Raw genomic sequence first — 25,764 nt, 5'->3', positions numbered from 1 at the left:
ATAACATAATTTATTTTGTTTTTCTTGCCAAAAACGATCCTGCTAGTAAAAAAGTTGGAATTGAAGATAATCCAATAATCAAAAACCAGTCTTTTCCTGCGATAGGGAGAGTATGAAAAATCGGTTGAAGTGGTGGATAGTAAATTACCACAAGCAATAAAGCAAGGGATGAGATAACTGACCACACGAGAAATATGTTTCCAAATGGATTTCTTGATAATACAGACTTTTCACTGCGACAGTCAAATACATGAATCAACTGTGCCATTACAAGGGATGCAAACGCCACAGTCTGTGCGTATTGCAAACGAGCTGGATCATTTTTATAAACCAACATAAAGGCAAACAGTGTAACTATTCCAATAAGAAAGCCCCGCGAAACTACCTTCCACCCAAGGCCTCTTGCAAAAACACCTTCTTTTGGGCTACGCGGTCTCCTTTTCATTACATTCTCTTCGGGGCTATCAAGGCCAAGTGCCATTGCTGGTAGACCATCCGTTACTAAATTTACCCAAAGTATTTGGATAGGTACAAGTGGCAACGGTAAACCTAAAATCATCGCGAACAGCATTACTAATATTTCACCCACATTTGAAGCTAATAAATAGCGAATGAATTTTCGGATATTTTCATATATATTCCGACCTTCTTTTATAGCAGCCTTAATTGTCGCAAAATTATCATCAAGCAAAACGAGGGCGGATGCTTCTTTCGCAACATCAGTCCCAGTAATCCCCATAGCCACCCCGATATCTGCTGCTTTGATCGCTGGGGCATCATTTACACCATCACCTGTCATGGCAACAACATGACCTCGATTTTGCAGTGCCCTAACAATCTTAAGCTTATGTTCTGGTGAAACCCTAGCAAATACAGAAACATCGTCAACAACGTCCTCCAATTCTTCCACGGACATCTCAGATAATGCCTTCCCATCGAGAACCCTACTCTTACTTGTTAAAATCCCAAGTTGTCCGGCAATAGCTTTTGCTGTAACAACATGGTCTCCTGTTATCATAATCGTTTTGATGCCTGCTTCCTTACACTCTTTTATAGCCGTTTTCACTTCCGGCCTCGGAGGGTCAATCATGCCTTGAACCCCAATAAAGGTTAATTTTTTTTCTGCCTCATGTTCTGACAAGAGAACCGTATTTTCTGGAATTGGTTTAAATGCAATCGCAATGGTTCTGAGTGCCTTGGAGGCAAGTCCATTAATCGCATCCTGAACTTTGGTTTGGATATCATTCCCCATATATTGTGTCTTGCCATCCCAAAGGATCGACTCGCAAACACCTAAAAGAACATCCGGCGCACCTTTTGTGACGATAAAGTTTCGACCTTGTTTGTCTTTTACATGGATACTCATCATTTTTCGAGCCGAATCAAATGGAAATTCATTTATAATCGTGAATTCATCAAGTAATTTATGGCGATCATACCCGGCTTTCATAGCACTCACTAGCAATGCGCCTTCGGTTGGGTCACCATCAAGAGTTATAGTATTATCCTTAATAACTAACTCTGAATGATTGCAAACCATTCCAAAAATAAGCATTTGTTGCAGCGCTTTTTCATCTCTAATATGAATGGCTTTGTCATTTTGATAAAAATTACCTTTCGGTTCATATCCAACGCCATCTACTGTCCATGTCTTACCACCACTCCATAAATGTGTAACTGCCATCTTGTTCTGTGTCATCGTTCCCGTTTTATCGGAGCAAATAACAGATGCACAACCAAGTGTTTCAACAGCTGGAAGCTTCCGAACAATTGCATTTTTCTTAATCATTTTTTGGACACCGAGTGATAAGGCAACTGTTACAATAGCTGGCAATCCTTCAGGTATTGCAGCAACCGCAAGCGATACACCTGCTAAGAACATGGTGTATAAGTCATGGCCCTGCATGACGCCAATAGCCACAACTAAAACGGTCAGCAATAATGCAGCAACAATTAATATTTTCCCTAATTCCTCCAAACGTCGCTGCAACGGCGTTTCAGCCGCTTCTGCATTTTGGAGGAGATCAGCAATTTGTCCCATTGCTGTTTTCATTCCCGTTGCAATCACAACTCCGGTGCCACTGCCTCTAGTCACCATCGTTCCCATGAAGGCGATATTTTCCATATCACCAATCCCTGGGTTGCTTGTTCTTAATAAGTCCCCATGCTTCGAAACCGGTACAGATTCTCCAGTTAGAGCGGATTCCTCTATTTCTAAGCTTTTTGATTCAATAATCCGTACATCTGCACCAATTCGGTCTCCACTTGAAAATTTAAGGATATCCCCGACCGTAACTTCCTTTGAAGGTATTTTGATCCATTCTCCTTCTCGTAACACATGGACTTGTGGTGCCGATAATTCTTTTAATGCCTGAAGTGATTTTTCAGCTCTTCTTTCCTGAAAAAAACCAAGAAATCCATTTATAATGACAATCGCAATAATGGCAATGGCATCAATATATTCACCAAGAAGACCGGATATTAAAGTTGCTACCAGTAATACCAGGACCATGAAGTCTTTAAATTGACTAAAAAATAAGAGCAAAGCCGATTGCTTTTCTCCTTCATCCAGTTCATTATAGCCATATTGCTTAACCCGATTCTTTACCTCTTCTGCTGACAGTCCCACTGAAAAATCAGTCTCTAAGGCTTTTCCAACTTCATCTATTTCCATTTCATAGAATCTCATCCGACCATCTCACTTCCCCCTCTAAAATTCAAACAAGCCTCATCTACAGAAATCTTATTCAGCCTCGTCCCAAAAAATGCTATGATAAAAAAGAAAAGCGAAAGCACCTGTTTAGCAACGTATGGACTGGACTGCTCTGTATGAGATAAAGGAAACATGAAGAGCGAAGCGATTCGGGGGCAAGGCTGCTTGCACTAGACAGTTATCAAATTTCTAAGCGGGCACCAAATAAGATATACTTAACTTAGAAGAAATTTGTTGAAAGAAAAGGATGTTTCCTATGTCATTTGATGGTTTATTTACAAAAGCAATGGTCGATGAGCTAAAAAGCTCATTACAGGGTGGGCGAATCAATAAGGTTCACCAACCATATAAAAATGAAATAATTTTAACAATCCGCGCGGGCGGGGGGAATCACAAGCTCCTCTTATCTGCTCATCCTAGCTATGCAAGGGTACAGTTAACGAACGAGGCGTATGATAATCCATCTGAACCACCTATGTTTTGTATGCTTCTTAGGAAACATATAGAGGGACATATCCTTGAGGACATCTACCAAGTAGCAGAAGACCGCATCATTATTTTTGAAATAAAGGGTCGGAATGAAATCGGGGATATTAGCTATAAACAATTAATCATAGAAGTAATGGGTCGTCACAGCAATATAGTATTAGTGGATAAAATCCGCAATGTTATTCTTGATAGTGTCAAGCACGTTTCTTTTGCAGTTAACAGTCATCGTGCCATTATGCCGGGGCAAGACTACATTTCACCACCAGAACAACATAAACAAAACCCATTCAATTTAGTAGAAGAAGATGTTTTAAAAAAATTAGATTTTAACAGTGGTAAATTAGATCAGCAACTTGTTAACCAATTTGCTGGGATCTCTCCACTTTTTTCTAAAGAAGTAATTTTTAAAAGCGGACTAGCAAATCGATCAACCTTACCAAAAACGTTTATACATTTAATCAATAAAGTGCAAAGCGGCTCCATTTCCCCCGCGATTATGACAATTGATGGCAAAGAAGCTTTTTATCTTTTTCCACTTGAACATCTTGGAGGAGAAAGCAAAACATTTAATACTATAAGTGAAATGCTTGATCGTTATTACTTTGGCAAGGCTGAACGGGACCGCGTCAAACAGCAATCAACCGATGTAGAGCGATTTATTATTAATGAAAAAGAAAAAAATGAAAAGAAAATTAAGAAACTAAAAATCACCTTAAAGGCAGCCGAAAAAGCGGACGAGTTTAAGCGTTTTGGCGAACTTCTTACAGCAAACATTTATGCAGCAAAAAAAGGAATGAAGGAAATTGAAGTTGTTAATTATTACGATGAAATGGGTGGGATCCTTGTTATTCCACTAGATCCACGGAAATCCCCATCTGATAATGCACAAAAATATTTTTCAAAATATCAAAAGGCAAAAAATGCGGTTGCTATTGTTATTGATCAAATAGAAAAAGCTCGTGAGGAAGTTGCCTACTTTGATCGTTTGTTGCAGCAAGTTCAAGCAGCTGCTCCAAAAGATATTCAAGGGATTCGCGAAGAACTTGTAGAAGGTGGATATATACGGGATCGACAAAAGAAAAATGCGAAAAAATTTCAAAATACAAAGCCACAATTAGACCACTTTCTTGCTTCCAATGGAACCGAAATAATCGTTGGCAAAAATAATAAACAAAATGATTATTTGACAAATAAGCTTGCAGCAAGAGATGAGATATGGTTTCATACAAAAGATATACCAGGCTCACACGTTGTAATCAGAGATAAAGAACCGAACGATGATACGATTCGAGAAGCAGCGATCCTTGCCGCTTACTTTAGTAAGGCACGAAATTCGAGCTCGGTTCCCGTCGACTATACAAAAGTGCGTTTTGTTAAAAAGCCGAGCGGAGCAAAACCGGGATTTGTCATCTATGATAACCAGCAAACCGTTTATGTTACACCTGATGAGGAAACCGTCCTTAAGTTGAAGCAAAAATAAGTTTGACGGATAAATGCAATCTACTAATTTACAGTACCACCCTGATGCAAAAAACTAAAATAAACTCAAGTAGGGAAGCCTTTCGCAAGGCTTCCCTACTTTACTATAGGTGCAATTAATTAATGATTACTACTCCACACAGCAGGATCTTTACTCCACGAAAGCAAGTTCTCCTGATCATCCTTGCTTATATATTCCTTTTCAATTGCTACTTCCACTAAAGTAGCAAAATCTGTTATTGATTCGGATTGAATATTTTCGCTCTGCAGCATTTGTTTTCCTTTTTCCAATCCGTATGTAAAAATAGATACGGCACCAAGGACATCACAACCTGCTTCGCGAAGGGCCTGTACTGCGGTAATTACACTTCCACCAGTCGAAATCAAGTCCTCTACAACAACGATCTTTTGTCCCTTTTCAACTCGTCCTTCAATTTGATTCCCTTTACCATGTCCTTTTGCTTTTGAACGCACATAACACATTGGTAAATTCAGCAAATCACTTACCCAAGCAGCATGGGGGATTCCAGCTGTAGCGGTACCAGCAACTGCTTCTGCATTGGGAAAATGATCCTTAATTAACTTCACTAATCCTTCAGCGATTTCTCTTCTAATAATTGGATAAGTTAATGTTAATCGGTTATCACAATAAATCGGCGCGCGCATTCCCGATGTCCATGTAAATGGATCATGAGGCTTTAGCGCAACCGCATTAATTTCCAAAAGTCTTGCAGCAATTGTTTTTTTCATTGATGTTTTCCTCCCCATATTTTCATCCAATGCTCATAGCTTTTTAATGGGTCCTCTGCCCTTGTAATTGAACGACCAACAACGATGGCCGAAACGCCAAGCTCTTTTGCAAGTTGAGGAGTGGCAACACGCTTTTGATCTTGGATGTTATCAGTGCTCATCCTAATCCCTGGAGTAACTGTATAAAAATCGGAGCCAAGCTGGCTTCGAATTGCCGCAGCCTCCCATGCTGAACAAACCACACCTTCAAGACCGGCATTTTGAGCAAGCCTCGCATAATGAAAAACTGATTCAGCTAATGAACCAGGAATACGCTGGTCATTATTCATTTGAGTTTCTGAGGTGCTTGTTAATTGGGTAACAGCGATACAATCAGGCCGCTTGCGACCTGCACTTGTCCCTGCATCAAGCCCTTCCAAAGCAGCTTGCATCATTTCCTTACCACCAGCAGCATGTACATTGACAAGATCACATTCAAGTCTAGCAAGATTCTTCATGGCGCTTTTCACCGTGTTTGGAATGTCATGAAGCTTTAAATCTAGAAAGATATTATGCCCTGATTCCTTTACCATTTGAATCACACTAGGGCCTTCTTGATAAAAAAGCTCCATACCAACTTTGAGAAAAAGTTTACGATCTCCAAATCGCTCAAGGAATTTTCTTGTATCATTTCCAGTAGCAAAATCAAGGGCAATTATCAGAGGGTTATCCAACTATCTCCAGCTCCTTCCCCTGCATTCCGAAATATGCTCATACCCTAATTTATCAAGGATAGCAGGCAATTCTTCAATAATCGTTGGACAGGCATATGGATCAACAAAATTAGCCGTACCCACTGCAACCGCACTTGCACCTGCATAGAAAAATTCAATCACGTCTTCTGCAGAATGAATACCTCCCATTCCAATAATCGGGAGCGATACTGCTTGACTTACTTCATAAATCATTCGAATCGCGACCGGCTTTATTGCAGGACCTGAAAGTCCTCCTGTTCGGTTAGCTAAAATTGGCTTACCCGTTTTTATATCAATTCTCATTCCAACAAGAGTATTAATCATCGTCAGACCATCTGCCCCTCCTGCTTCGACAGCTTGCGCCATCTCGACAATATTAGTGACGTTAGGTGACAGTTTTACATAAACCGGTACACTAGATACCGACTTTACTTTGCGGGTTAATTGTTTAGCCACTTCAGGAATCGTTCCAAACGCGATACCACCTGTCTTTACATTTGGACAAGAGATATTTAATTCCAAAGCATGAACATTTGGTACTTTTGAAATTTCCTTTGCCACCTCGATATAATCCTCTTCAGTTGACCCGGCAACATTGGCAATGATCGGCACATCATACTGGGAAAGCCATGGCAATTCTTCAGACATAACCTTGGCTAGTCCAGGATTTTGCAATCCAATTGCATTTAGCATTCCAGCAGTTGTTTCAGCAACACGCGGTGTTGGATTGCCGAACCTCGCTTCAACAGTTGTTGCTTTGATCATGATTGCCCCAAGAATACTTAAATCATAAAACTGGCTGTATTCCTTGCCAAAGCCAAAGCATCCGGAAGCAGGCATAATAGGATTTTTCAAGCTTAAACCTGGTAATTCAATGGCCAAACCTCTCATAGTATAACCTCCCCGGCACGGAAAACAGGTCCGTCACTACATACTTTTTTATATGAAACTCCTTGTGTATCATCAGCACATTTATGAACACAGGCAAAGCATGCTCCAACGGCACAAGCCATTCTTTCTTCAAGAGATAGATACACCTTCTTATCAGGAAAACGTTGTTCCAATGCTTTCAACATGGGGATTGGGCCACATGCATAGAGGCAATCAAAATGGATATTTTTTTCGGTTATCACATCCGTTACAAACCCTTTTGCTCCATGTGTTCCATCAACCGTCGCAACGTACGTTTCACCATTTTGTAAAAATTCATTTTCGTAAAAAATGGCAGAAGCTGTTTGAAAGCCTAGAACATGGATAACCTTAGCCCCTTTTGCTTTTAACTGCTTGGATAATTCAAAGAGAGGTGGTACCCCGACTCCACCGCCAACTAGCAAAGCTGTTTCACCCACGTTCGTTTCTGCTAACGGGAAGCCGTTACCTAATGGACCTAGAACATCAATTTCCATTCCAGGCGTTTTTTCAGCAAGCAGTGATGTCCCCTTGCCATCCTTCCGATAGATCATCGTTACTTGCTGCTTCTCTCTATCAAAGGAGGAAATGCTGATCGGCCTTCGTAGCAATGGATCTAAGCTGTTTGAAACCTTGATATGCACAAACTGACCAGGAGATGTAATATCTTTTGTCAATTCCGCATGTATTGTCAGTTCATAAATAGATTCGGCAATTTCATTTTGGGCAATAATTGTGCATATTTCTTTTCTTTTCATGAAAAAGCGGCCTCCTCCTCTTTATCCATTGCTTCTGCTGAAAAATTCATCGATTCAATTACTTTAAGAATGGCATCGGCAGTATCTAAAGAAGTTAAACATGGAATCCCATTTTCGACTGCCTCACGGCGAATTCGGAAGCCGTCTCGTTCAGGTTGTTTCCCCTTTGTCAGTGTATTAATGATGAATTGAGCTTTTCCCTGCTGGATAATATCCAATAAAGTTGGGCTCTCAGATCCTATTTTTCCGACTACTTCTACTCTGAGACCTGCCTCTTTCAAAACAGCTGCCGTCCCACTTGTTGCCATAAGAAGGTAACCATTTGCTGAAAACCTTTTTGCAAGTTTTAAGGCTTCTTCCTTATCTTTATTTGCTACCGTAAAAAGTACCGTTCCGAACTTCTGGATCTTCATGCCAGAGGCAACCAACCCTTTATATAATGCTTTTTCAAGCGTAATATCCTTACCCATTACTTCGCCAGTTGACTTCATTTCAGGTCCGAGTGTAATATCTACATTTCGCAGTTTAGCAAAGGAGAATACAGGAACCTTTACAAAAACACCTGACTTTTCAGGATAGAGGCCTGATTTGTATCCCTGTTCTTTCAAGCTAACTCCTAAAATTACTTTTGTAGCAATTCTTGCCATTGGAATTTTCGTTATTTTACTTAAGAATGGAACAGTCCGGCTCGAGCGTGGATTTACTTCAAGAACATATACTTTGTTCTCCGATATTACATATTGAATATTAAGCAATCCGATAATATTAAGGCCTCTTGCCATTTTTTCTGTATACTCGACTAATTTTTGTTTTATATCCTCGGACAGGGTTTGCGGTGGATAAACGGCAATGGAATCACCTGAATGAACCCCAGCACGCTCGATATGCTCCATGATCCCAGGAATTAATACATTTTCACCATCACAAATGGCATCCACTTCAATTTCCTTCCCTGTCAAATAACGGTCTATTAATACTGGGTGTTCAGGATTTATTTTTACGGCATTTTCCATATAGTGAAGCAGTTCTTCTTCTCGGTAGACAATCTCCATTGCCCGTCCCCCAAGTACATAAGATGGGCGAACCAATACAGGATAACCAATCCTTTTGGCAATCAAAAGCGATTCCTCTACTGAAAGAGCTGTTTTACCCATAGGCATTGGAATATTCAATTCTTTTAGAGCTTGCTCGAATTTATCCCGGTCTTCAGCTCTGTCTAAATCCTCGAGACTTGTTCCAAGAATAGTAACCCCATATTCCGTAAGCTTTGCAGCCAAATTGATGGCTGTTTGACCTCCAAATTGAACCACCACTCCTTCTGGCTTCTCTAGATCAATGATGTGCATAACATCCTCTATCGTCAATGGTTCAAAATAAAGCTTATCGGATATGCTGAAATCAGTTGAAACAGTTTCGGGATTACTGTTAATAATGATTGCTTCATAGCCAGCCTCTTTAATAGCTTTAACTGAATGAACCGTAGCATAATCAAATTCAATTCCTTGTCCGATTCGAATCGGGCCAGACCCAAGGACAATGACACTTTTTCTATCAGTTCGGATTGATTCGTTTTCATCCTCGTACGTTCCATAGTAGTAAGGTGTTTCTGATTCAAATTCTGCTGCACAGGTATCAACCATTTTATAAACAGGCACTATTCCATGTTCCTTTCGCCAATTATAAATTTCTGTATCAGTGCATTCCCATAGTTCCGCAATTTTTTTATCAGAAAATCCTTTTTGTTTTGCTTCTGTTAGTACTTCCTGCTCAAATCGATTTTGAGCGACTACTCCTTCTAAGGCAATAATCCCTTCCATTTTCTTTAGGAAAAATAGGTCGATTTTACTCCATTGATGGATTGTTTCTATCGTTATTTCTCGTTTTAGTGCTTCAGCGATGTAAAAGAGGCGCTCATCCCCAGCTTTACAAATACGTTTTTCGAGGAGTGCATCGTCAATATCTTGGGCACCATTTAATTCAAAATGATGAACGCCCCCCTCAAGTGAGCGAATTGCTTTTAACAGTGATTCCTCAAATGTACGACCAATTGCCATGACTTCGCCGGTTGCTTTCATTTGCGTTCCAAGCGATCTATTTCCTGCTTCAAATTTGTCAAACGGCCATCTTGGAATTTTGCTGACGACATAATCTAAAGCAGGTTCAAAGCTTGCATATGTTTTTCCGGTCACAGGATTAAGCATTTCATCAAGGGTTAATCCTACTGCAATCTTCGCAGCAAGTTTTGCGATAGGATATCCTGTTGCTTTGGAAGCTAGGGCAGATGAACGACTTACCCTTGGATTCACCTCGATGATGTAATACTTATAGCTATCTGGATCCAAAGCAAGCTGCACATTACAGCCACCTTCAATTTTTAGTGCACGAATAATTTTCAAGGAAACATTACGCAGGAGTTGGTATTCTCGGTCACTTAGTGTTTGGCTTGGTGCAACAACTATTGAATCACCGGTATGAACTCCGACTGGGTCAATATTTTCCATATTGCAGACTACAATGGCATTGTCATTTGAATCTCTCATTACCTCATATTCAATTTCCTTAAAACCGGCAATACTTTTTTCAAGGAGGCATTGATGGACAGGGCTATGTTTTAAACCGCTAGTCACGAATTCCTCCAATTCCTCTTGATTACGGCAAATCCCTCCACCCGTTCCTCCAAGCGTGTACGCTGGACGAACAATAACCGGGTATCCAATCTTTGCAACAAAACCCTCTGCTTCTGCCAATTCATGAACAATTTCACTTGGTGGAACTGGTTCATTCAGTTCATTCATCAACGTGCGAAACAACTCACGGTCCTCTGCTTGTTCAATTGCTGAAAGCTTTGTTCCAAGGATTTCAACGCCACATTCCTCAAGCACACCAGATTTGGCTAATTCAACTGCTAAATTCAGACCAGTCTGTCCTCCAAGGGTTGCTAAAAGTGCATCAGGGCATTCTTTCCGAATAATTCTACTGACAAATTCAAGGGTTAGAGGCTCGATATAAACGGTATCAGCAATTTCTGTATCAGTCATGATCGTTGCAGGATTTGAGTTTACTAGAATAACCCTATATCCCTCTTCTTTAAGCGCCATACAGGCCTGTGTACCAGCATAATCAAATTCAGCTGCCTGTCCAATGATAATCGGACCTGAGCCAATTACTAGGATGGATTTTATATCTGTACGTTTTGGCATGATGCTGAAACCTCCTGTTTTTCTGATTCGATCATTTGCATAAATTGGTCAAATAGGCTATTGGCATCCTCAGGTCCCGGTGATGCTTCAGGATGGTATTGGACTGTAAATGCCGGATACTCCAAGTGCTTTAATCCCTCTATTGTTCCATCATTAAGAGCAATATGGGTAACAACTAACCTTGTACCAACAATTGAATTTTCTTCTACTGTATACCCATGATTCTGTGATGTAATGGCTATTTTCCCCGTTGATAAATCCTTAACAGGATGGTTTGAGCCGCGATGTCCAAACTTCATTTTCACCGTATCAGCTCCACTTGCTAGAGCAAATAATTGATGCCCTAGACAAATTCCAAAGAAAGGAATTTTCCCTACTATACCTTTTATCATTTCAATCGCTTCCGGTACATCTTTAGGGTCTCCAGGTCCATTTGACAGCATAATCCCATCTGGGCTTAGTTGAAGAATTTCATCAGCAGTTGCATTATATGGAACAACGATGATATCACAACCTCGTCCGATTAATTCACGTAAAATCCCATGCTTCATTCCAAAATCGACAAGAACAACTCTCTTCCCACGACCTGGGCTTGGATATGGATTTTTTGTTGATACCTGCGAAACTTGATCGATCGGAAGCACAGTGGACCGCAATTTCCCCAATACTTCTTGTGGGTCTTCTTCTAAACTGCAGATAGCCCCTTTTAATGTCCCATGTTGACGTATAATCCTTGTTAATTTTCGAGTGTCAATCCCTGAAATTCCAGGTATCTTTTTCATTTTAAAATAATCATTAAGCGTCATTTCATTTCGCCAATTCGATGGATATTCAGTTACTTCTTTTACAATCAAACCTTTAATTGCTGGGCAAATAGATTCAAAGTCATCCCGGTTAATCCCGTAGTTTCCAATTAAAGGGTATGTCAGTGTAACCATTTGTCCACAGTATGAAGGATCAGAAAGGATTTCTTGGTAGCCAGTCATTCCTGTATTAAATACAACTTCGCCCATTGTAGTTGCATCACTTCCAAAAGCCTTGCCAATAAAAATGGTACCATCTTCTAAAATAAGCTGTCTTTTCATTCAGTTGCACTTCCTTTTCCCCATACTATTTTTCCATTTGATATAGTCATCACTGGCCAGCCCTTACAGTTCCATCCAGCAAATGGTGTATTTTTCCCTTTTGACAAGAATTCTTTCGGGTCAATCGTTTGTTCATTATTCAAATTGAGAAGAACCAAGTCTGCTTGTGCATCTTTTTCTATTTTTCCATATGGAAGCCCAAACGCAGCTGCGGGTTTTTTCGTTAACAAGCCAATCAGCTCCTCAACGCTCAAAATATTTTTTAGAACTAAGTGGGTGTATAAAAGTGGGAAGGCTGTTTCCAATCCAACAATGCCGAATGGTGCGCGTACCATCCCTTCACTTTTTTCCTCACTAGTATGTGGGGCATGATCTGTGGCAATAAAATCAATCGTACCATCCAAAAGGCCCTCGATAAGTGCATCCCTATCAGCCGAATCACGAAGAGGCGGGTTCATCTTAAAGTTAGCATCAAGATTTGGAATATCATCTTGACATAAGAGCAAATGATGTGGAGTGACTTCAGCAGTAACTTTAATACCTGCACGCTTTGCATCTCTCACAACTCGCACAGATTCCTTCGTGCTTATATGGCAAACATGATAATGGCAGCCAGCAGCTTCAGCAAGTAGCACATCCCTGGCAATTTGGACTGATTCGCAAACAGAAGGGATACCGTTTAAATCATTTTTTTCAGCAAAAGTACCTTGGTGAACTGAACCTTTATTAATGAGTGTATTTTCCTCACAGTGCGCAACGATTGTCATATTAACAGCAGCAGCTTCTTGCATCGCCCTAAGCATCATTCCCGCCGACTGAACACCAACCCCATCATCCGTTAAAGCAAATGCTCCTGCTTCTTTCAGTGCCTTAAAATCTGTCAATTCTTGACCAAGTTCACGAACCGTGATCGAAGCATATGGGAGAACTCGGACATTACCTGTTTCCTTAATTCTTTCTTGTAACTTTTCCATTTGTTCTTTAGAGTCTGGCACTGGGCGAGTGTTGGGCATTGCAGCAACTGTCGTAAACCCACCACGCGCCGCAGCTAGTGTTCCTGTTGCGATTGTTTCCTTCTTTTCACCACCAGGCTCGCGCAGATGGACATGGAGGTCAATAAATCCTGGAGCCACCAACAAACCAGTAGCATCTATTTTTTTAACATCATCTTGATCAATCCTGCTCTCAATCATGTCAATTTTTCCATCTCTCAGGAGTATTTCACCTTGTTTTATTGTTCCATCAAATGCTATATAGCTTGCGTTCTGAATAAGAAGTTGCATTCTTATGTCCCCCTTCAAGGCTTTTAAGCGATCTTTTTAAAGTGGCCATTCTGATAAATACACCGTTTTGCATTTGTTTGAATATTCGTGAGCGCCCACATTCTACAAGGCTATCCGCAATTTCAACATTACGATTAACAGGTGCTGGATGCATGATAATACTGCCGTTCTTCATCTGTTTTTCTCTCTCGACCGTGAGACCAAATTGTTTGTGATAACTTGTAGAGGTAAAGTTTCCATCATTTTGATGGCGTTCATGTTGAATGCGAAGGAGCATGACAACATCTGAACTAGAAATCGCTTTATCTATTGGTTCATATCGACATTGCCTCATCATATCCTCGTCAAACCATTCCTGTGGGCCTGAGAAAACTACTTCTGCCCCAAGCCTTATCAAAGCATCTGCATTAGAACGAGCCACTCTACTATGATGAATGTCTCCAATAATCGCTACTTTAATACCGTTAAAATGGCCAAATTCCTGTTGAATGGTCAAAAGGTCAAGGAGGGATTGGGTTGGATGATGCCCACATCCATCACCTGCATTAATAATGGGGATATTTATTTTATCTAATAGATTTTCAAAATAACAGTCTTGGGAATGGCGTATTACAAGAGCATTAATCCCAATCGATTCCATTGTTTTAACTGTATCGTAAAGAGTTTCTCCTTTTTGAACACTTGATGTTTGGACATCAAATGGAATAACCTCTAAGCCAAGCCTCCGCTCCGCCATTTCAAAGCTACTTCTTGTTCTTGTACTTGATTCAAAAAATAGGTTGGCCACAACCATAGGCTTTTGTGGATGCCATATTACCCCATCAGCGAAAGCCTGTGCATCAGAAAGAATTTCGAAGATTTCCTCTACATGTAATTCATTTGTCGTAAGTAAATGCTTCATCCTAGTTCCTCCTATTTATTTGTAAAAAAAGCACCCTGATCTTATTGATCAGGGTGCTGATTCTTGAGCTTCTGGTTATAGGGTATATTTCACCCCTCACAGTAGTATCCAGAAATGCTCACACCCTTATAAGACTCTCATGGACTTATTTAAAAGGTTGATGCATCTTTTAATTTATTATCTTCATTATGCTCTTCAAACATGTCCTCAGATGAGGTTGGTTTTCCTGGTAAAATAAGGTTTAGTAAAACTCCTGCGATCGCAGCCAAAGCCATTCCTTGAATTTGAAAGTGATCTGAGATTTTAACGAATGCTCCACCGATACCGATGACAAGGATGACTGAAGATATCACGAGATTTCGTTTGTCTCCAAAATCAATTTTACTGTCAACAAGCATCCTTAATCCAGATGATGCAATGATTCCAAACAGGAGGATTGACACGCCTCCCATAACAGGTGTTGGTATAGAATGAATCAATGCAGTTATCTTTCCGATAAATCCGAAGATAGTAGCAATAACAGCAGCACCTGCAACTACATATACACTATATATACGTGTTATTGCTAGTACTCCAATATTCTCACCGTACGTTGTTTTTGGAGGGCCACCTATTAGGGCTGAAATAATCGTAGCAGTTCCATCTCCAAGTATTGAACGATGTAGCCCTGGGTCTTTAATATAATTCCGTCCAACAATCTTACTTAGTACAAGTTGATGCCCAATATGTTCTGAGATCGTTACGACTGCAATTGGTGCCATCAACAGAAGGATATCTAAAGAAAAGTGTATTTTATAATCAATGACTGGAAAAATGAATGATGGCATTTCAAACCAATGTGCAGCCATTACCGGTTTAAAATCAACGATTCCAATAATTACTGAATAGATGTAACCAACAATAATTCCTGATAGGATTGGGATAATGCTTAGCATTCCTTTAAAGTAAATCGTAAAGATAATGGTTGCTGCCAGTGTGACTAATGCAGCTGAAAAGTGAAGCATGCTATATTTTCCTGCTGGATTATTCATTGCCATGCCGACCGCTGTACCAGAAAGAGCCAAGCCAATAACGATAATTACTGGACCTACTACAACTGGAGGAAGCAAATTCATGATCCAACGATAGCCAGATTTTTTTATAATTAATGCTACAGTTACATAAACACATCCTGCAATAAAAGTTCCGATCATTGCCTCTCCAGGGCCGCCTGCAGCTTTTGCAGCGATAATCGGGGCTATATATGCGAATGATGAACCAAGATAAGCAGGGACTTTCCATTGGGTAAGTAGCAAAAATGCTAACGTTCCAAGTCCACTTGAAATGAGTGCAATTGCGGGATCTAGACCAACTAGATAAGGTACCAAGATTGTAGCACCAAACATGGCGAATAAATGTTGTAAGCTTAATGTTAGCCATTGCCCTGGTTTTGGAATTTCATTTATATCTAAAATTGGTTTATTATTCATTTTAATTCCCCCTCTGAATTTGAAGCTTTATCTATTATTTCTAGAATGCCCTTTTCCTCAAAAAACCCCTCTGCCAGTATTAGGGCAAAGGGGTACAGAAAGACCGAAATTCTCGTAACGTCCTTCCCCTTTGCCAGCCTCACTGGACTGTATTTAAAAGGGTTATTTATTTTTCCTTGATACTTACTTGGTCTACTGAATCAACTTCAACCAATTCTACATCAATTTTTTCAGAGCTTGAGGTTGGTATATTTTTACCAACATAATCCGCTCTGATTGGAAGCTCACGGTGGCCTCGATCTACTAATACTGCAAGTTGGATTGCTGATGGTCGTCCGATATCCATTATCGCATCCATTCCAGCTCTTACCGTTCTACCTGTATATAAAACATCATCGACAAGGATTACTTTTTTGTTTGTAATATCAACGGGAATTTCCGACCCCTTCACAAGTGGCTCTTGATTGTCTGTTTTTTTTGTTAAGTCATCCCGATATAGAGTTATATCTATTTCACCGACTGAGATGGATTGTCCTTCAATTTCCTCAATAAGTTCAGCAAGTCGTCTTGCAAGGTAAATGCCCCTCGTCCGAATGCCTACAAGGACACATTCTTCAATCCCTTTGTTTTTTTCAATAATTTGATGAGCTATTCTGGTTAATGATCGACGAATCGCCTGCACATCAAGTACAAGTGCTTTTTGCATGATAATCACCTGCTCTTCCTAAAAATAAAAAACCTCTCACCAGTGAGTGAGAGGTAAACAAGTTTATTTATAGAAGAAATTCAAGCATCTATAAATGATCCGTTCCTTCTCAGCCTCACGGGACTGATTTAAAGGCATATTCAACTATTGTTATTCTACTTTACACCTCATGTGATGTCAATGGTTATTTCTTAATTTGCCCAGTAATTCCTCAAAGTCTGCTGGGAGTGGTGCTTCAAATTCCAAATACTCCTCTGTTCTCGGATGAATAAATCCAAGGATACCGGCATGTAAGGCTTGTCCATCAATATCAAGTGTTTTCTTTGGACCATATTTTGGATCACCAGCAAGTGGGAAGCCAATATATTTCATGTGGACACGAATTTGGTGTGTACGGCCTGTTTCCAATTGGCACTCAACTAATGTAAAATCCTTAAAACGTTCAAGTACATTAAAATGTGTTACAGCATGTTTTCCATGATCCACGACGGTCATGCTCTGTCGCTCTTTTTGATCTCTGCCTAAAGGGGCGTCAATGGTGCCAAAGTCATGTGGGATCACGCCATGAACAATTGCTTTATATTTCCTTGTAACTGTTTTATTCACTAATTGATTCACAAGACTTTCATGCGCCATATCATTTTTTGCAACCATTAATAAACCTGAAGTATCTTTGTCAATCCGATGTACAATCCCTGGTCTAAGTACTCCATTGATTCCTGAAAGATCCTTGCAATGTGCCATTAGACCATTCACAAGAGTCCCATTTGGATGCCCAGGAGCTGGATGTACAACCATTCCACTTGGTTTATTAACAACAAGAACATCTCTGTCCTCAAAATAGATATCTAAATTCATTTCCTCTGGAATAACATCTAATTCTTCCGGTTCAGGAATGGAAATTTCAATTTTATCGTTTAATGAACATTTGTAATTTGCTTTAACACTATGTCCATTGACAATGACATGACCATCCTTAATCCATTGTTGGACATGTGTTCTAGACCACTCTGGATCTAGAGTCGAAATCACTTTATCGATTCGATCTCCTTTTTGATCTTCAAGAATGGTGTGTTCCATTTTCTCCATAAGATTTCTCCTTTGTTTCCCTCTCGTCTCGTAACATTTGAATCATTAATAAAATTACCCCAATGCACAAAGCCGAGTCAGCAATATTAAAGACTGGGAAATTATATCCAAAAATAAAAGCATGAATGAAGTCAACAACTTCCTTTCGAATCACGCGATCAATAAAATTCCCAATTGCACCGCCTAGCATTAACCCTAGAGAAAGTCCCAAGAGCCATTTACCCTTTGCCGCTCTCTGAATATAAACAACGATCGCAGCAATAACAATCAACGTAATTACATAAAAAAGCCACATTTGTCCCTGTAAAATTCCCCACGCAGCCCCCCGATTACGGTGGGAAGTGATATAAAGAATTTTATCGATAATTTGTATGCTTTCTCCGAATTGCATTCTACTGACAATAAGCCATTTCGTAATTTGATCCATTAATATAACAAAAAGAGCAATTAAATAATAAAACACTAAGACTTACCTCCACTACTTTAGCGATGACCTTCCTTAGCATTTTAGCACACTCTTTAATGAAACGACAAACTAACTACGAGAGTCAATTGGTTTTCGATAAAATGAATCCATGCTTCGGAAGTCATTTATTGATTTTAAAGTTGGGATATTTTTTAAAATTTTATCAGGGATCAATTCACCAGAAATTTCACATTGACCAAATTTCCCCTTTTCTATTTTTGAAATAGTGGAAACAATATCTGCTAATTCATCCTCTAGTATAGGCTTTAGCCAGTCCTTTTCCTGTCTTTTTTGTAAAGATTCCTTAATTTCGAGTTCAGATTGACGGAGTTCCAAATACAGCCTTTCAAACAAAGCATTCATGATTGTAACCTCCGTTAAGGTCTTTTTATTATTATTACCGCTAATGCCTCGCTCACACGGGAAAACATTTGACATCAACTACAACAATTAACGGGGGTAGCAAAAAAAGGAAAACCCCGTGCAATTTGCACGGGGAATATTTTAGCTAAGCAGAATTTATATCCATAAATTCTGCTAGCGCATAAGGTCAACTACGCATCTGTCATCGCCCATAGGGGCTCGCCAATCAGCGAGTTTTCTTTATGCTAGATGTGAATAATGTTCGTTTACTACCTCGGCACAACGTGGGCAAAGTGTCTCATGGCTGTGGTCATGACCAACCTCCGTCGTAACCACCCAACATCTTTCACATGTTTCACCATCTGCTTTTGAAATAAGAATGGCTGCAGTATCAAGCTTAATTGCATTTTCTGGTGCCTCTTCATAGGTTCCAGCAACTTCAAAACCTGATACAATAAACAATTGTGTCAAACTTTCTTGAACTGATTCAAGAAGTTCTCGTGTATTTTCATTTACATATAAGGTTACTTTAGCTGTTAAAGATTTACCAATTACTTTTTCATTTCTTGCTTCTTCAAGAGCTTTTAAAACATCATTGCGAAGCTTCATGAAAGAATTCCATTTTTGTTCTAACATTTGAGCATTATCAAACTCAATAGATTCCGGCATATCAGTTAATTGAGCACTTTCTTCCTTGACAGATGGGATAAACTGCCAAACTTCATCTGCTGTATGGGAAAGGATTGGCGTTACTAGTTTTGTTAGTGAAATCAATGATTCGTATAAAACCGTTTGAATAGCACGGCGTTCCTGATTGTCCATTGCTTCAATATATAAAACGTCTTTTGCAAAATCAAGATAAAATGAACTTAAATCGAGGGTGCAGAAATTATTTATTGCATGATAAATACCTGCAAACTCATAATGATCATAAGCATTTTTTACATATTTGATCAATTTATTTAATTTAACAAGCATAAATTGATCAACTTCGCGTAAGTTTTCATAGGAAATTGCATCTGTTTCAGGGTTAAAGTCGGCAAGATTTCCAAGCAAGAAGCGGAAAGTATTCCGGATTTTCCGATAAACCTCTGCAACCTGTTTTAGGATAGCATCTGATACACGTACATCAGCTTGGTAGTCAACCGACGCAACCCATAAACGTAAAATATCTGCACCAAGCTGATTCATGACTTTAGCAGGAATAACAACATTTCCTATTGATTTACTCATTTTCCTACCTTCACCGTCAAGAGCAAAACCGTGACTTAAAACCCCTTTATATGGTGCTTTCCCAGTAACAGCTACAGAAGTTGATAGAGATGAGTTAAACCAGCCTCGGTATTGATCTGAGCCTTCCAAATAAAGATCTGCAGGTCGAACTAAGTCTTCTCTTTCTTCAAGAACTGCTTGATGGGATGACCCAGAGTCAAACCAAACATCCATGATATCTGTTTCTTTTGTAAACGTTCCATTTGGGCTACCAGGATGGGTAAACCCTACTGGGAGCAAATCTTTTGCTTCACGTTCAAACCAAATATTAGAACCATTTTCACGGAATAAAGCTGATACATGGTTAATGGTTTCATCTGTAATAACTGCCTCACCGTTTTCCGCATAAAATACCGGAATCGGAACTCCCCAGGCACGTTGACGAGAAATACACCAATCGCCTCTATCACGAACCATATTAAATAGGCGAGTTTCACCCCATGATGGTACCCATTTTGTTTCCTTTACTGCATCTAATAATTCGTTTCTGAAATCTTTAATGGATGCAAACCATTGTGCAGTTGCTCGGAAGATTACTGGTTTTTTTGTTCTCCAATCATGTGGATATGAGTGGGAGATAAACGATAGCTTTAAGAGAGCGCCTGCTTCCTCTAAGCTTTGACCAATCGGTTTATTAGCTTCTTCGTAAAATAAACCTTCAAATCCAGGTGCTTCATCCGTCATAATTCCTCTGTCATCTACAGGGCAGAGAACATCCAATCCATATTTTTGACCAACATAAAAGTCATCTTCACCATGACCAGGAGCTGTATGAACGCAGCCAGTTCCTGCATCTGTTGTAACATGGTCACCAAGCATAACAAGTGAATCGCGATCATAAAGTGGATGACTTGCAACGATATACTCCAGTTCTGCTCCCTTTACCTTTTGAATTACCTCAACGTTTTCCCAACCGATTTCTGTCGTCACAGCTTCAAGCAATGCTTCTGCAACTAAATATTTGTTGTCGTTTGCCTTCACTACTACATAAGTTAAATCTGGGTGGACGGAAATTCCAAGGTTAGCAGGAATTGTCCAAGGAGTTGTTGTCCAAATAATAATCTGGGTATCTGTATCAAGAACATCCTTACCGTCTTTCACTTTAAAACCAACATAAATAGAAGCGGAGCGCTTATCTTGGTATTCAATTTCTGCTTCTGCAAGTGCAGATTCACTTGATGGAGACCAATAAACAGGCTTTTTACCTTTGTAAATATAGCCTTTTTTCGCCATTTCCCCAAATACTTTTATTTGTTGTGCTTCATATTCCGGCTTTAATGTAATATATGGATTTTCCCAATCCCCACGGACACCAAGGCGTTTGAATTGAGTGCGTTGATTATTTACTTGCTCAAGTGCATATTCTTCACAAAGTTTGCGGAATTCAGCAACAGTCATTTCTTTGCGTTTTACACCCTTGTTTGTTAATGCTTGCTCAATTGGAAGACCGTGAGTATCCCAGCCTGGTACATATGGTGCGTGGAATCCACTCATAGATTTATTGCGAACGATAAAATCCTTCAATATCTTATTAAGGGCGTGCCCCATATGAATATCTCCGTTTGCGTACGGCGGACCATCATGTAAAACGTACATAGGTCTATCCTTTGTCCGTTCCTGTACTTTCCCATAAATATTCATTTCTTCCCATTTTGCCTGAATTTCAGGTTCTTTTTTTGGAAGATTTCCTCTCATCGGGAATTCAGTTTGTGGCATTAATAACGTATTTTTATAATCCATTTTTCTTCCTCCAATATTACTTTATATAAAACAGAATAGCTTATTAACAGTTAAAAACAAAAAATGTCTAAAACCTCTCACTTCTTAGTGAAATTTATTTTAAAGAAAACTCGCCGATTGGCGAGCCCATAAGGGCGATGACAGAGACGTAGTTGCCCTTATGCGCTAGCAGAATTTATGGATATAAATTCTGATTAGCTAAAGAAAACTCGCCTTTCTGTAGAAAAGACAAAAAACCCTCTCATCCCAAATAGGGACGAGAAGGTTTTTCCCGCGGTACCACCCTGATAGACAGCAAATTTAATCTCATGCCATCCTGCTCATTCATTCGTAACGGGAATAAACCGCCTAAGCCTACTAACCTTTATAAGGGTTTCAACCGGGAACTCAAGGGGGATCTTCCAATTTTCCACTTTTACTAGGCTTACACCATCCCCAGCTCGCTGTTAAAAGTATTTGAAAAAATTGTACTTTCCCTATCATCGTCAATGTCTACATTCTATTTTCACTTAATTTGATTATCAAAATTTAGATCTTATTCAAACTTATAGAACAACTAAGCGTATGAAACTCTAGCGCTTCCGCTTTTCTTTGAATTATATTCGAATTATTATCTTTTAGTCAAGCGAATGAATCTTCAGCTTCTGTAGATTTTAACTCAGTTGCATCTATTTCATATTCCAACAAATGATCCCAGTCATCGTTATCAAGAAGATCCAGCTGTGCTGCTACTAACATCTTAAAGCGTGTACGGAATACTTTTGATTGCTTTTTAAGATCTTCAATTTCCATTGCAATTTTTCGTGCTTTTGAAAGGGATTCATTTACAATACGGTCCGCATTTTTTTCAGCTTCTTTAACGATAAGTTTTGCTTCCTTCTGAGCATTGCGCTTTACTTCTTCCCCTGCTTCTTGGGCAATTATAATTGATTTGTTCAATGTTTCTTCGATATTGGCAAAATGGCCCAACCGATCCTTATTTTCAGACAAACGCTCTTCCAATTCTTTTTTCTCTCTAAGAACAAGCTCATAATCCTTAATGACTTGATCAAGAAATTCATTTACTTCATCTTCATCATAACCTCTGAACCCTTTATTAAACTCTTTATTGTGTATATCTAACGGCGTTAAAGGCATTACGCCACCTCCATAATCATTTGTCAGCATCTATATGTATATAGGAATTTTCGACACTACCCACGAAAATCCTGCTTAATTAAAGAAATTATTTTTGTTTTCCAACATTTATTCGCCATTTTTCTTTCTTCGTTTTCCCTTCTATTGACAAAATTTTCACTCTGCCATAACTTCGGGTTGAAATCAAATCACCCTCATCACATTCAAACGAAGGATTTTCAATTAATGTCCAGTTTACTTTAACAAGTCCTTGTTGGATAAAACTTAGCGACTTTTGCCTAGATACATGATGGATACCAGATATAACCGTATCAAGACGGAGTGAAGATACCGTAATCCATTCTTCATCCAAGGTTTCGTTCGAACAAATGGCATTTTCAAGTCCAACTGATGAAAATGCTACTTTTGCCCTTCCAATTGATTGAACTTGAGTTTTAACATAGTCACTAACTTCATGACAAATAAAGAGTTGAATTCGTTTATCTTGAAAAAGAATATCTCCAAATTTTCCTCGTTTTAATCCTAATGACATCAAACTCCCCAATACTTGCGGGTGTTCAATGGTCACAAATTTACTTGGATAGTCAATCTCAAATAATTGGATTTGAAAATCTACAGGATCTACTACCTCATAGGCAGGTACTAGTAAGGCTCTTTTCCTTTCAGACGATAAACTTCCTCCAAAAAATTCACATGTAAGATCAATATGCTGGCCAATAATTGTTTTTAAAATATGTTGTTCTCTTGGATCAAGAAAGTCCGTCAACTTCGGAACATATGTGTTTTCAACAAAATCCTTCCAGTTAAGCACTTGATCAATGAACTCTTTTTCTTCAGGTCTAAAATGCTGGTAAATGTTCATGGATGACTCCTTATTTCTTTAACTAAGCTATGCAAGCCATTGAAATACTGTTGTTAGTCCTGATGATGCAAAATTCAACACAAAAATGGCCACAAGTGGAGAGATATCTATCATTCCAATCGGAGGAATAATTTTTCGAAAAGGAGCTAAGTACGGCTCACAGATTTTTGTAAGGAACCGACCAATTGCAGTTTCTCGAGCATTCGGAAACCAAGACATTAAAATATAAATGATTAAGGCATATGAATAATAATTAAGTAATTTTGTAAGTACAATATACAAAAGTGCCATTTAAACTTACCACCTCGTTTCTTCGAATTCATGTTCTTTCATTATTTCGGATATATTGCCCGAAACCTCAACATTATCAGGAGTGCAAAGAAAAATACTTGAGCCAACTTTTTGAATATCTCCACCGATTGCATAGACCGTGCCGCTCAAAAAATCCACAATTCTTACTGCTTGATCATGTTCAATTCGTTGGAGATTTACAACTACAGCGCGACGATTTTTTAAATGATCAGCAATATCTTGGGCTTCTGCATATACCCTTGGTTCAATTAAAATTACCTTTGATGATTTTTGAACACTCTGCAAGCTTACAACATTTTGCGGTTTAGAATGCTGTTTTTGATTTTTTGTAGGCTCATTTTCTTCCACAATTTCTTCATTGTCTTCATACTCATCATCCAAAAAGAAAAAAGTTTTAAATTTTGTTTTAATACTCATTCCAAACACCTCCTATTCATCTTCGCCGACAAGCGCAGTCCCTATTCGCACCATCGTTGCACCCTCTTCAATCGCAATAGAAAAGTCATTTGACATCCCCATTGAAAGCTCAGTGCATGGTGCAAATTTCAAGTTACAGGCTTGGATTTGTTTTTGTAGTTCCTTTAATCTTCGAAAACATCCGCGAAGCACATCTGCATCATCCGTTAAAGGGGCCATCGTCATTAAACCTACAATGGTGATATTCTCAAAAGGAAGTAGTTGCAGAGTAAAATTGATAACTTCATCAGGACTTAGTCCATGCTTTGACTCTTCCCCAGAAACATTCACCTGGATAAGGCATTTCATTTTCTTTAATGATCGTTTATTGATTTCTTCAGCAAGTGCCATCCGGTCTAGAGAATGTATGTAATCAACTTTATCAATTATATTTTTTACTTTTCGTGTTTGAAGTGATCCGATGAAATGCCAAACAGGCTTGTCCTTTAGAACTTCCCACTTTTCAAGAAGCCCCTCATCACGATTTTCACCAAGATCGCATATTCCGGCATCAATTGCTTCCTCTGCTCTTTCCCTACTGACATACTTTGTAACAGCGATCAGTTTTATTTCATTAGGATTTCGATTTACTTTGAGGCATGCATTATTCATTTGTTGTCTGATTGCTTCTAGTTTAGCAGTAACCTTCATAAACGACTCGAATCCTCCTTCCAGCCAATAAAGCTTAACATCCTTCCTGTTCGACCCTGGTCGCGGCGATGTGAAAAAAACTGCTCATGCTCACAGCTTGAGCAATACCCCGTCATTAAGATATTCTGTTCTGGTATTCCTGCCTTACACAATAATAAACGATTGACTTCGCGTAAATCTAATGAGTATTGACCTTCTTTGATTTGATTATATGGTTTTTTTTCGACATCTTCTAGTATCTTTTGAACGAATTCTATGACATGTTTATCAACAATATAACATTTTTCGCAGATAGAAGGTCCAATTGCTGCAAAAATTTGTTCTGGAGCAATCCCCTCCGTTTTCCACAATTCTACCATTTGGTTAGCAATTTGCTTGACAGTTCCTTTCCATCCAGCATGAGCTACCCCAATCATCCCTCTTTCAGGGGCTATAAAAAAAAGGGGGACACAATCTGCAAAGCAAAGTGTTAACAAAATCCCGAGATCATCAGTATAAAAGCCATCGGTACCTTTAAAGGAATCTTCGTAGGATTCGGAACCTTTCCCCTGATCAATCGAAGTTATTTTACGAATGACAGTATTATGGGTCTGTTCTGCTCCCACCCACGATGTTAGCGGAAACTCAATTAATGTAGATATCTTTTCCCTGTTAGACCGTACATCTTTTTGCACATCATCAACATGAAAGCCAAGATTGAGACTTTTGAATTTTCCCATACTATATCCGTCATTTTTAGTAGTTATTCCGGCGACAAGGCCTGGAAATTGACTCATCCATCTCTCGATCAGAAAATAAGGATTTTTTTGTAAAATAAAAGGCTCCATTCTTTTACCTCATGTGTATGTATTTTTGGAAAAAGGATAAGTCAAATCACGGTTTATTTTTGGCTCATTTATGCTTAAATTCTGCAAGAATTAATTTCTGTGGAATTTTTTCT

22 protein-coding genes and 1 other annotated feature are annotated in these 25,764 nt (G+C 39.1%); of the genes, 1 reads left to right on the top strand and 21 read right to left on the bottom strand.

The features are described 5' to 3' along the window. Positions 1-10: 10 nt before the first annotated feature. Entirely contained in the window at positions 11-2,689 is a 2,679-nt protein-coding gene (locus RCG20_RS17910) for a calcium-translocating P-type ATPase, SERCA-type (protein WP_308181479.1), read from the bottom strand. A 280-nt stretch (positions 2,690-2,969) separates the two neighbouring features. Here RCG20_RS17910 and RCG20_RS17905 point away from each other — a divergent pair, with 280 nt between their 5' ends. Continuing rightward, entirely contained in the window at positions 2,970-4,682 is a 1,713-nt protein-coding gene (locus tag RCG20_RS17905; protein WP_308181478.1) for an Rqc2 family fibronectin-binding protein, read from the top strand. Between the two features lie 119 nt (positions 4,683-4,801). Here the strand turns inward: RCG20_RS17905 and pyrE are convergent, their stop codons facing one another. The 20 genes from pyrE to pgeF form a co-directional block, all read right to left on the bottom strand. Then, positions 4,802-5,431, bottom strand: coding sequence for an orotate phosphoribosyltransferase (pyrE, locus tag RCG20_RS17900; RefSeq protein WP_308181477.1), 630 nt, complete (start codon positions 5,429-5,431; stop codon positions 4,802-4,804). Then, positions 5,428-6,144, bottom strand: coding sequence for an orotidine-5'-phosphate decarboxylase (gene pyrF / locus RCG20_RS17895; protein ID WP_308181476.1), 717 nt, complete (start codon positions 6,142-6,144; stop codon positions 5,428-5,430). The genes pyrE and pyrF overlap by 4 nt, the downstream gene beginning before the upstream one ends. Next, the gene (locus tag RCG20_RS17890) at positions 6,145-7,056 is read right to left on the bottom strand and encodes a dihydroorotate dehydrogenase (RefSeq protein ID WP_308181475.1); all 912 of its coding nucleotides are present in this window, start codon (positions 7,054-7,056) and stop codon (positions 6,145-6,147) included. Continuing rightward, complete coding sequence (locus RCG20_RS17885; RefSeq protein ID WP_308181473.1) at positions 7,053-7,832, bottom strand: dihydroorotate dehydrogenase electron transfer subunit; 780 nt, start codon at positions 7,830-7,832, stop codon at positions 7,053-7,055. Before RCG20_RS17885 ends, RCG20_RS17890 begins: the two co-directional genes overlap by 4 nt. Further along, positions 7,829-11,032, bottom strand: coding sequence for a carbamoyl-phosphate synthase large subunit (gene carB / locus RCG20_RS17880; protein ID WP_308181472.1), 3,204 nt, complete (start codon positions 11,030-11,032; stop codon positions 7,829-7,831). Before carB ends, RCG20_RS17885 begins: the two co-directional genes overlap by 4 nt. Then, positions 11,011-12,117: a carbamoyl phosphate synthase small subunit gene (locus RCG20_RS17875; protein WP_308181471.1), complete on the bottom strand. Its 1,107-nt coding sequence runs from the start codon at positions 12,115-12,117 to the stop codon at positions 11,011-11,013. The genes carB and RCG20_RS17875 overlap by 22 nt, the downstream gene beginning before the upstream one ends. After that, on the bottom strand, positions 12,114-13,400 hold the full coding sequence (locus RCG20_RS17870; RefSeq protein ID WP_308181470.1) for a dihydroorotase: 1,287 nt from the start codon (positions 13,398-13,400) through the stop codon (positions 12,114-12,116). Before RCG20_RS17870 ends, RCG20_RS17875 begins: the two co-directional genes overlap by 4 nt. Next, positions 13,360-14,301 carry an aspartate carbamoyltransferase catalytic subunit gene (locus RCG20_RS17865; RefSeq protein ID WP_308181469.1) on the bottom strand — a complete coding sequence of 314 codons (942 nt, stop codon included), beginning with the start codon at positions 14,299-14,301 and terminating at the stop codon, positions 13,360-13,362. The genes RCG20_RS17870 and RCG20_RS17865 overlap by 41 nt, the downstream gene beginning before the upstream one ends. A gap of 149 nt (positions 14,302-14,450) precedes the next feature. After that, a complete protein-coding gene (locus RCG20_RS17860; protein WP_308181468.1) occupies positions 14,451-15,770 on the bottom strand; it encodes a solute carrier family 23 protein in 1,320 nt (439 codons plus the stop codon). 166 nt (positions 15,771-15,936) lie between these two features. Beyond that, positions 15,937-16,476 (bottom strand): bifunctional pyr operon transcriptional regulator/uracil phosphoribosyltransferase PyrR, encoded by a 540-nt coding sequence (gene pyrR, locus RCG20_RS17855; protein WP_308181467.1) that lies wholly within the window; start codon positions 16,474-16,476, stop codon positions 15,937-15,939. Between the two features lie 177 nt (positions 16,477-16,653). After that, entirely contained in the window at positions 16,654-17,565 is a 912-nt protein-coding gene (locus RCG20_RS17850; protein ID WP_308181466.1) for an RluA family pseudouridine synthase, read from the bottom strand. Next, complete coding sequence (gene lspA, locus RCG20_RS17845; RefSeq protein ID WP_308181465.1) at positions 17,537-18,028, bottom strand: signal peptidase II; 492 nt, start codon at positions 18,026-18,028, stop codon at positions 17,537-17,539. Before lspA ends, RCG20_RS17850 begins: the two co-directional genes overlap by 29 nt. Before the next feature lie 72 nt (positions 18,029-18,100). After that, positions 18,101-18,394 carry a hypothetical protein gene (locus RCG20_RS17840; protein ID WP_308181464.1) on the bottom strand — a complete coding sequence of 98 codons (294 nt, stop codon included), beginning with the start codon at positions 18,392-18,394 and terminating at the stop codon, positions 18,101-18,103. 240 nt (positions 18,395-18,634) lie between these two features. Next, on the bottom strand, positions 18,635-21,406 hold the full coding sequence (gene ileS / locus RCG20_RS17835) for an isoleucine--tRNA ligase (RefSeq protein ID WP_308181463.1): 2,772 nt from the start codon (positions 21,404-21,406) through the stop codon (positions 18,635-18,637). A 249-nt stretch (positions 21,407-21,655) separates the two neighbouring features. Next, positions 21,656-21,898 (bottom strand) — a binding site (T-box leader). Between the two features lie 129 nt (positions 21,899-22,027). Beyond that, positions 22,028-22,543, bottom strand: a complete 516-nt coding sequence (locus tag RCG20_RS17830; protein WP_308181462.1) for a DivIVA domain-containing protein — start codon at positions 22,541-22,543, stop codon at positions 22,028-22,030. Positions 22,544-22,631: 88 nt separating this feature from the next. Continuing rightward, positions 22,632-23,405, bottom strand: a complete 774-nt coding sequence (locus RCG20_RS17825; RefSeq protein ID WP_308181461.1) for a YlmH family RNA-binding protein — start codon at positions 23,403-23,405, stop codon at positions 22,632-22,634. A gap of 27 nt (positions 23,406-23,432) precedes the next feature. Then, positions 23,433-23,696 carry a YggT family protein gene (locus tag RCG20_RS17820; protein WP_308181460.1) on the bottom strand — a complete coding sequence of 88 codons (264 nt, stop codon included), beginning with the start codon at positions 23,694-23,696 and terminating at the stop codon, positions 23,433-23,435. A gap of 6 nt (positions 23,697-23,702) precedes the next feature. Continuing rightward, the gene (locus tag RCG20_RS17815; RefSeq protein WP_308181459.1) at positions 23,703-24,134 is read right to left on the bottom strand and encodes a cell division protein SepF; all 432 of its coding nucleotides are present in this window, start codon (positions 24,132-24,134) and stop codon (positions 23,703-23,705) included. Positions 24,135-24,146: 12 nt separating this feature from the next. Then, positions 24,147-24,824, bottom strand: coding sequence for a YggS family pyridoxal phosphate-dependent enzyme (locus tag RCG20_RS17810; protein ID WP_308181458.1), 678 nt, complete (start codon positions 24,822-24,824; stop codon positions 24,147-24,149). After that, positions 24,821-25,651, bottom strand: a complete 831-nt coding sequence (gene pgeF, locus RCG20_RS17805; RefSeq protein ID WP_308181457.1) for a peptidoglycan editing factor PgeF — start codon at positions 25,649-25,651, stop codon at positions 24,821-24,823. Before pgeF ends, RCG20_RS17810 begins: the two co-directional genes overlap by 4 nt. Positions 25,652-25,764: the final 113 nt, after the last annotated feature.

It is taken from the genome of Neobacillus sp. PS3-40, from assembly GCF_030915485.1.
Lineage (GTDB): Bacteria > Bacillota > Bacilli > Bacillales > Cytobacillaceae > JAUZPL01.
Note: the sequence above shows the minus strand (reverse complement) of the source record. Positions and strands in the feature narration are given on the sequence as shown.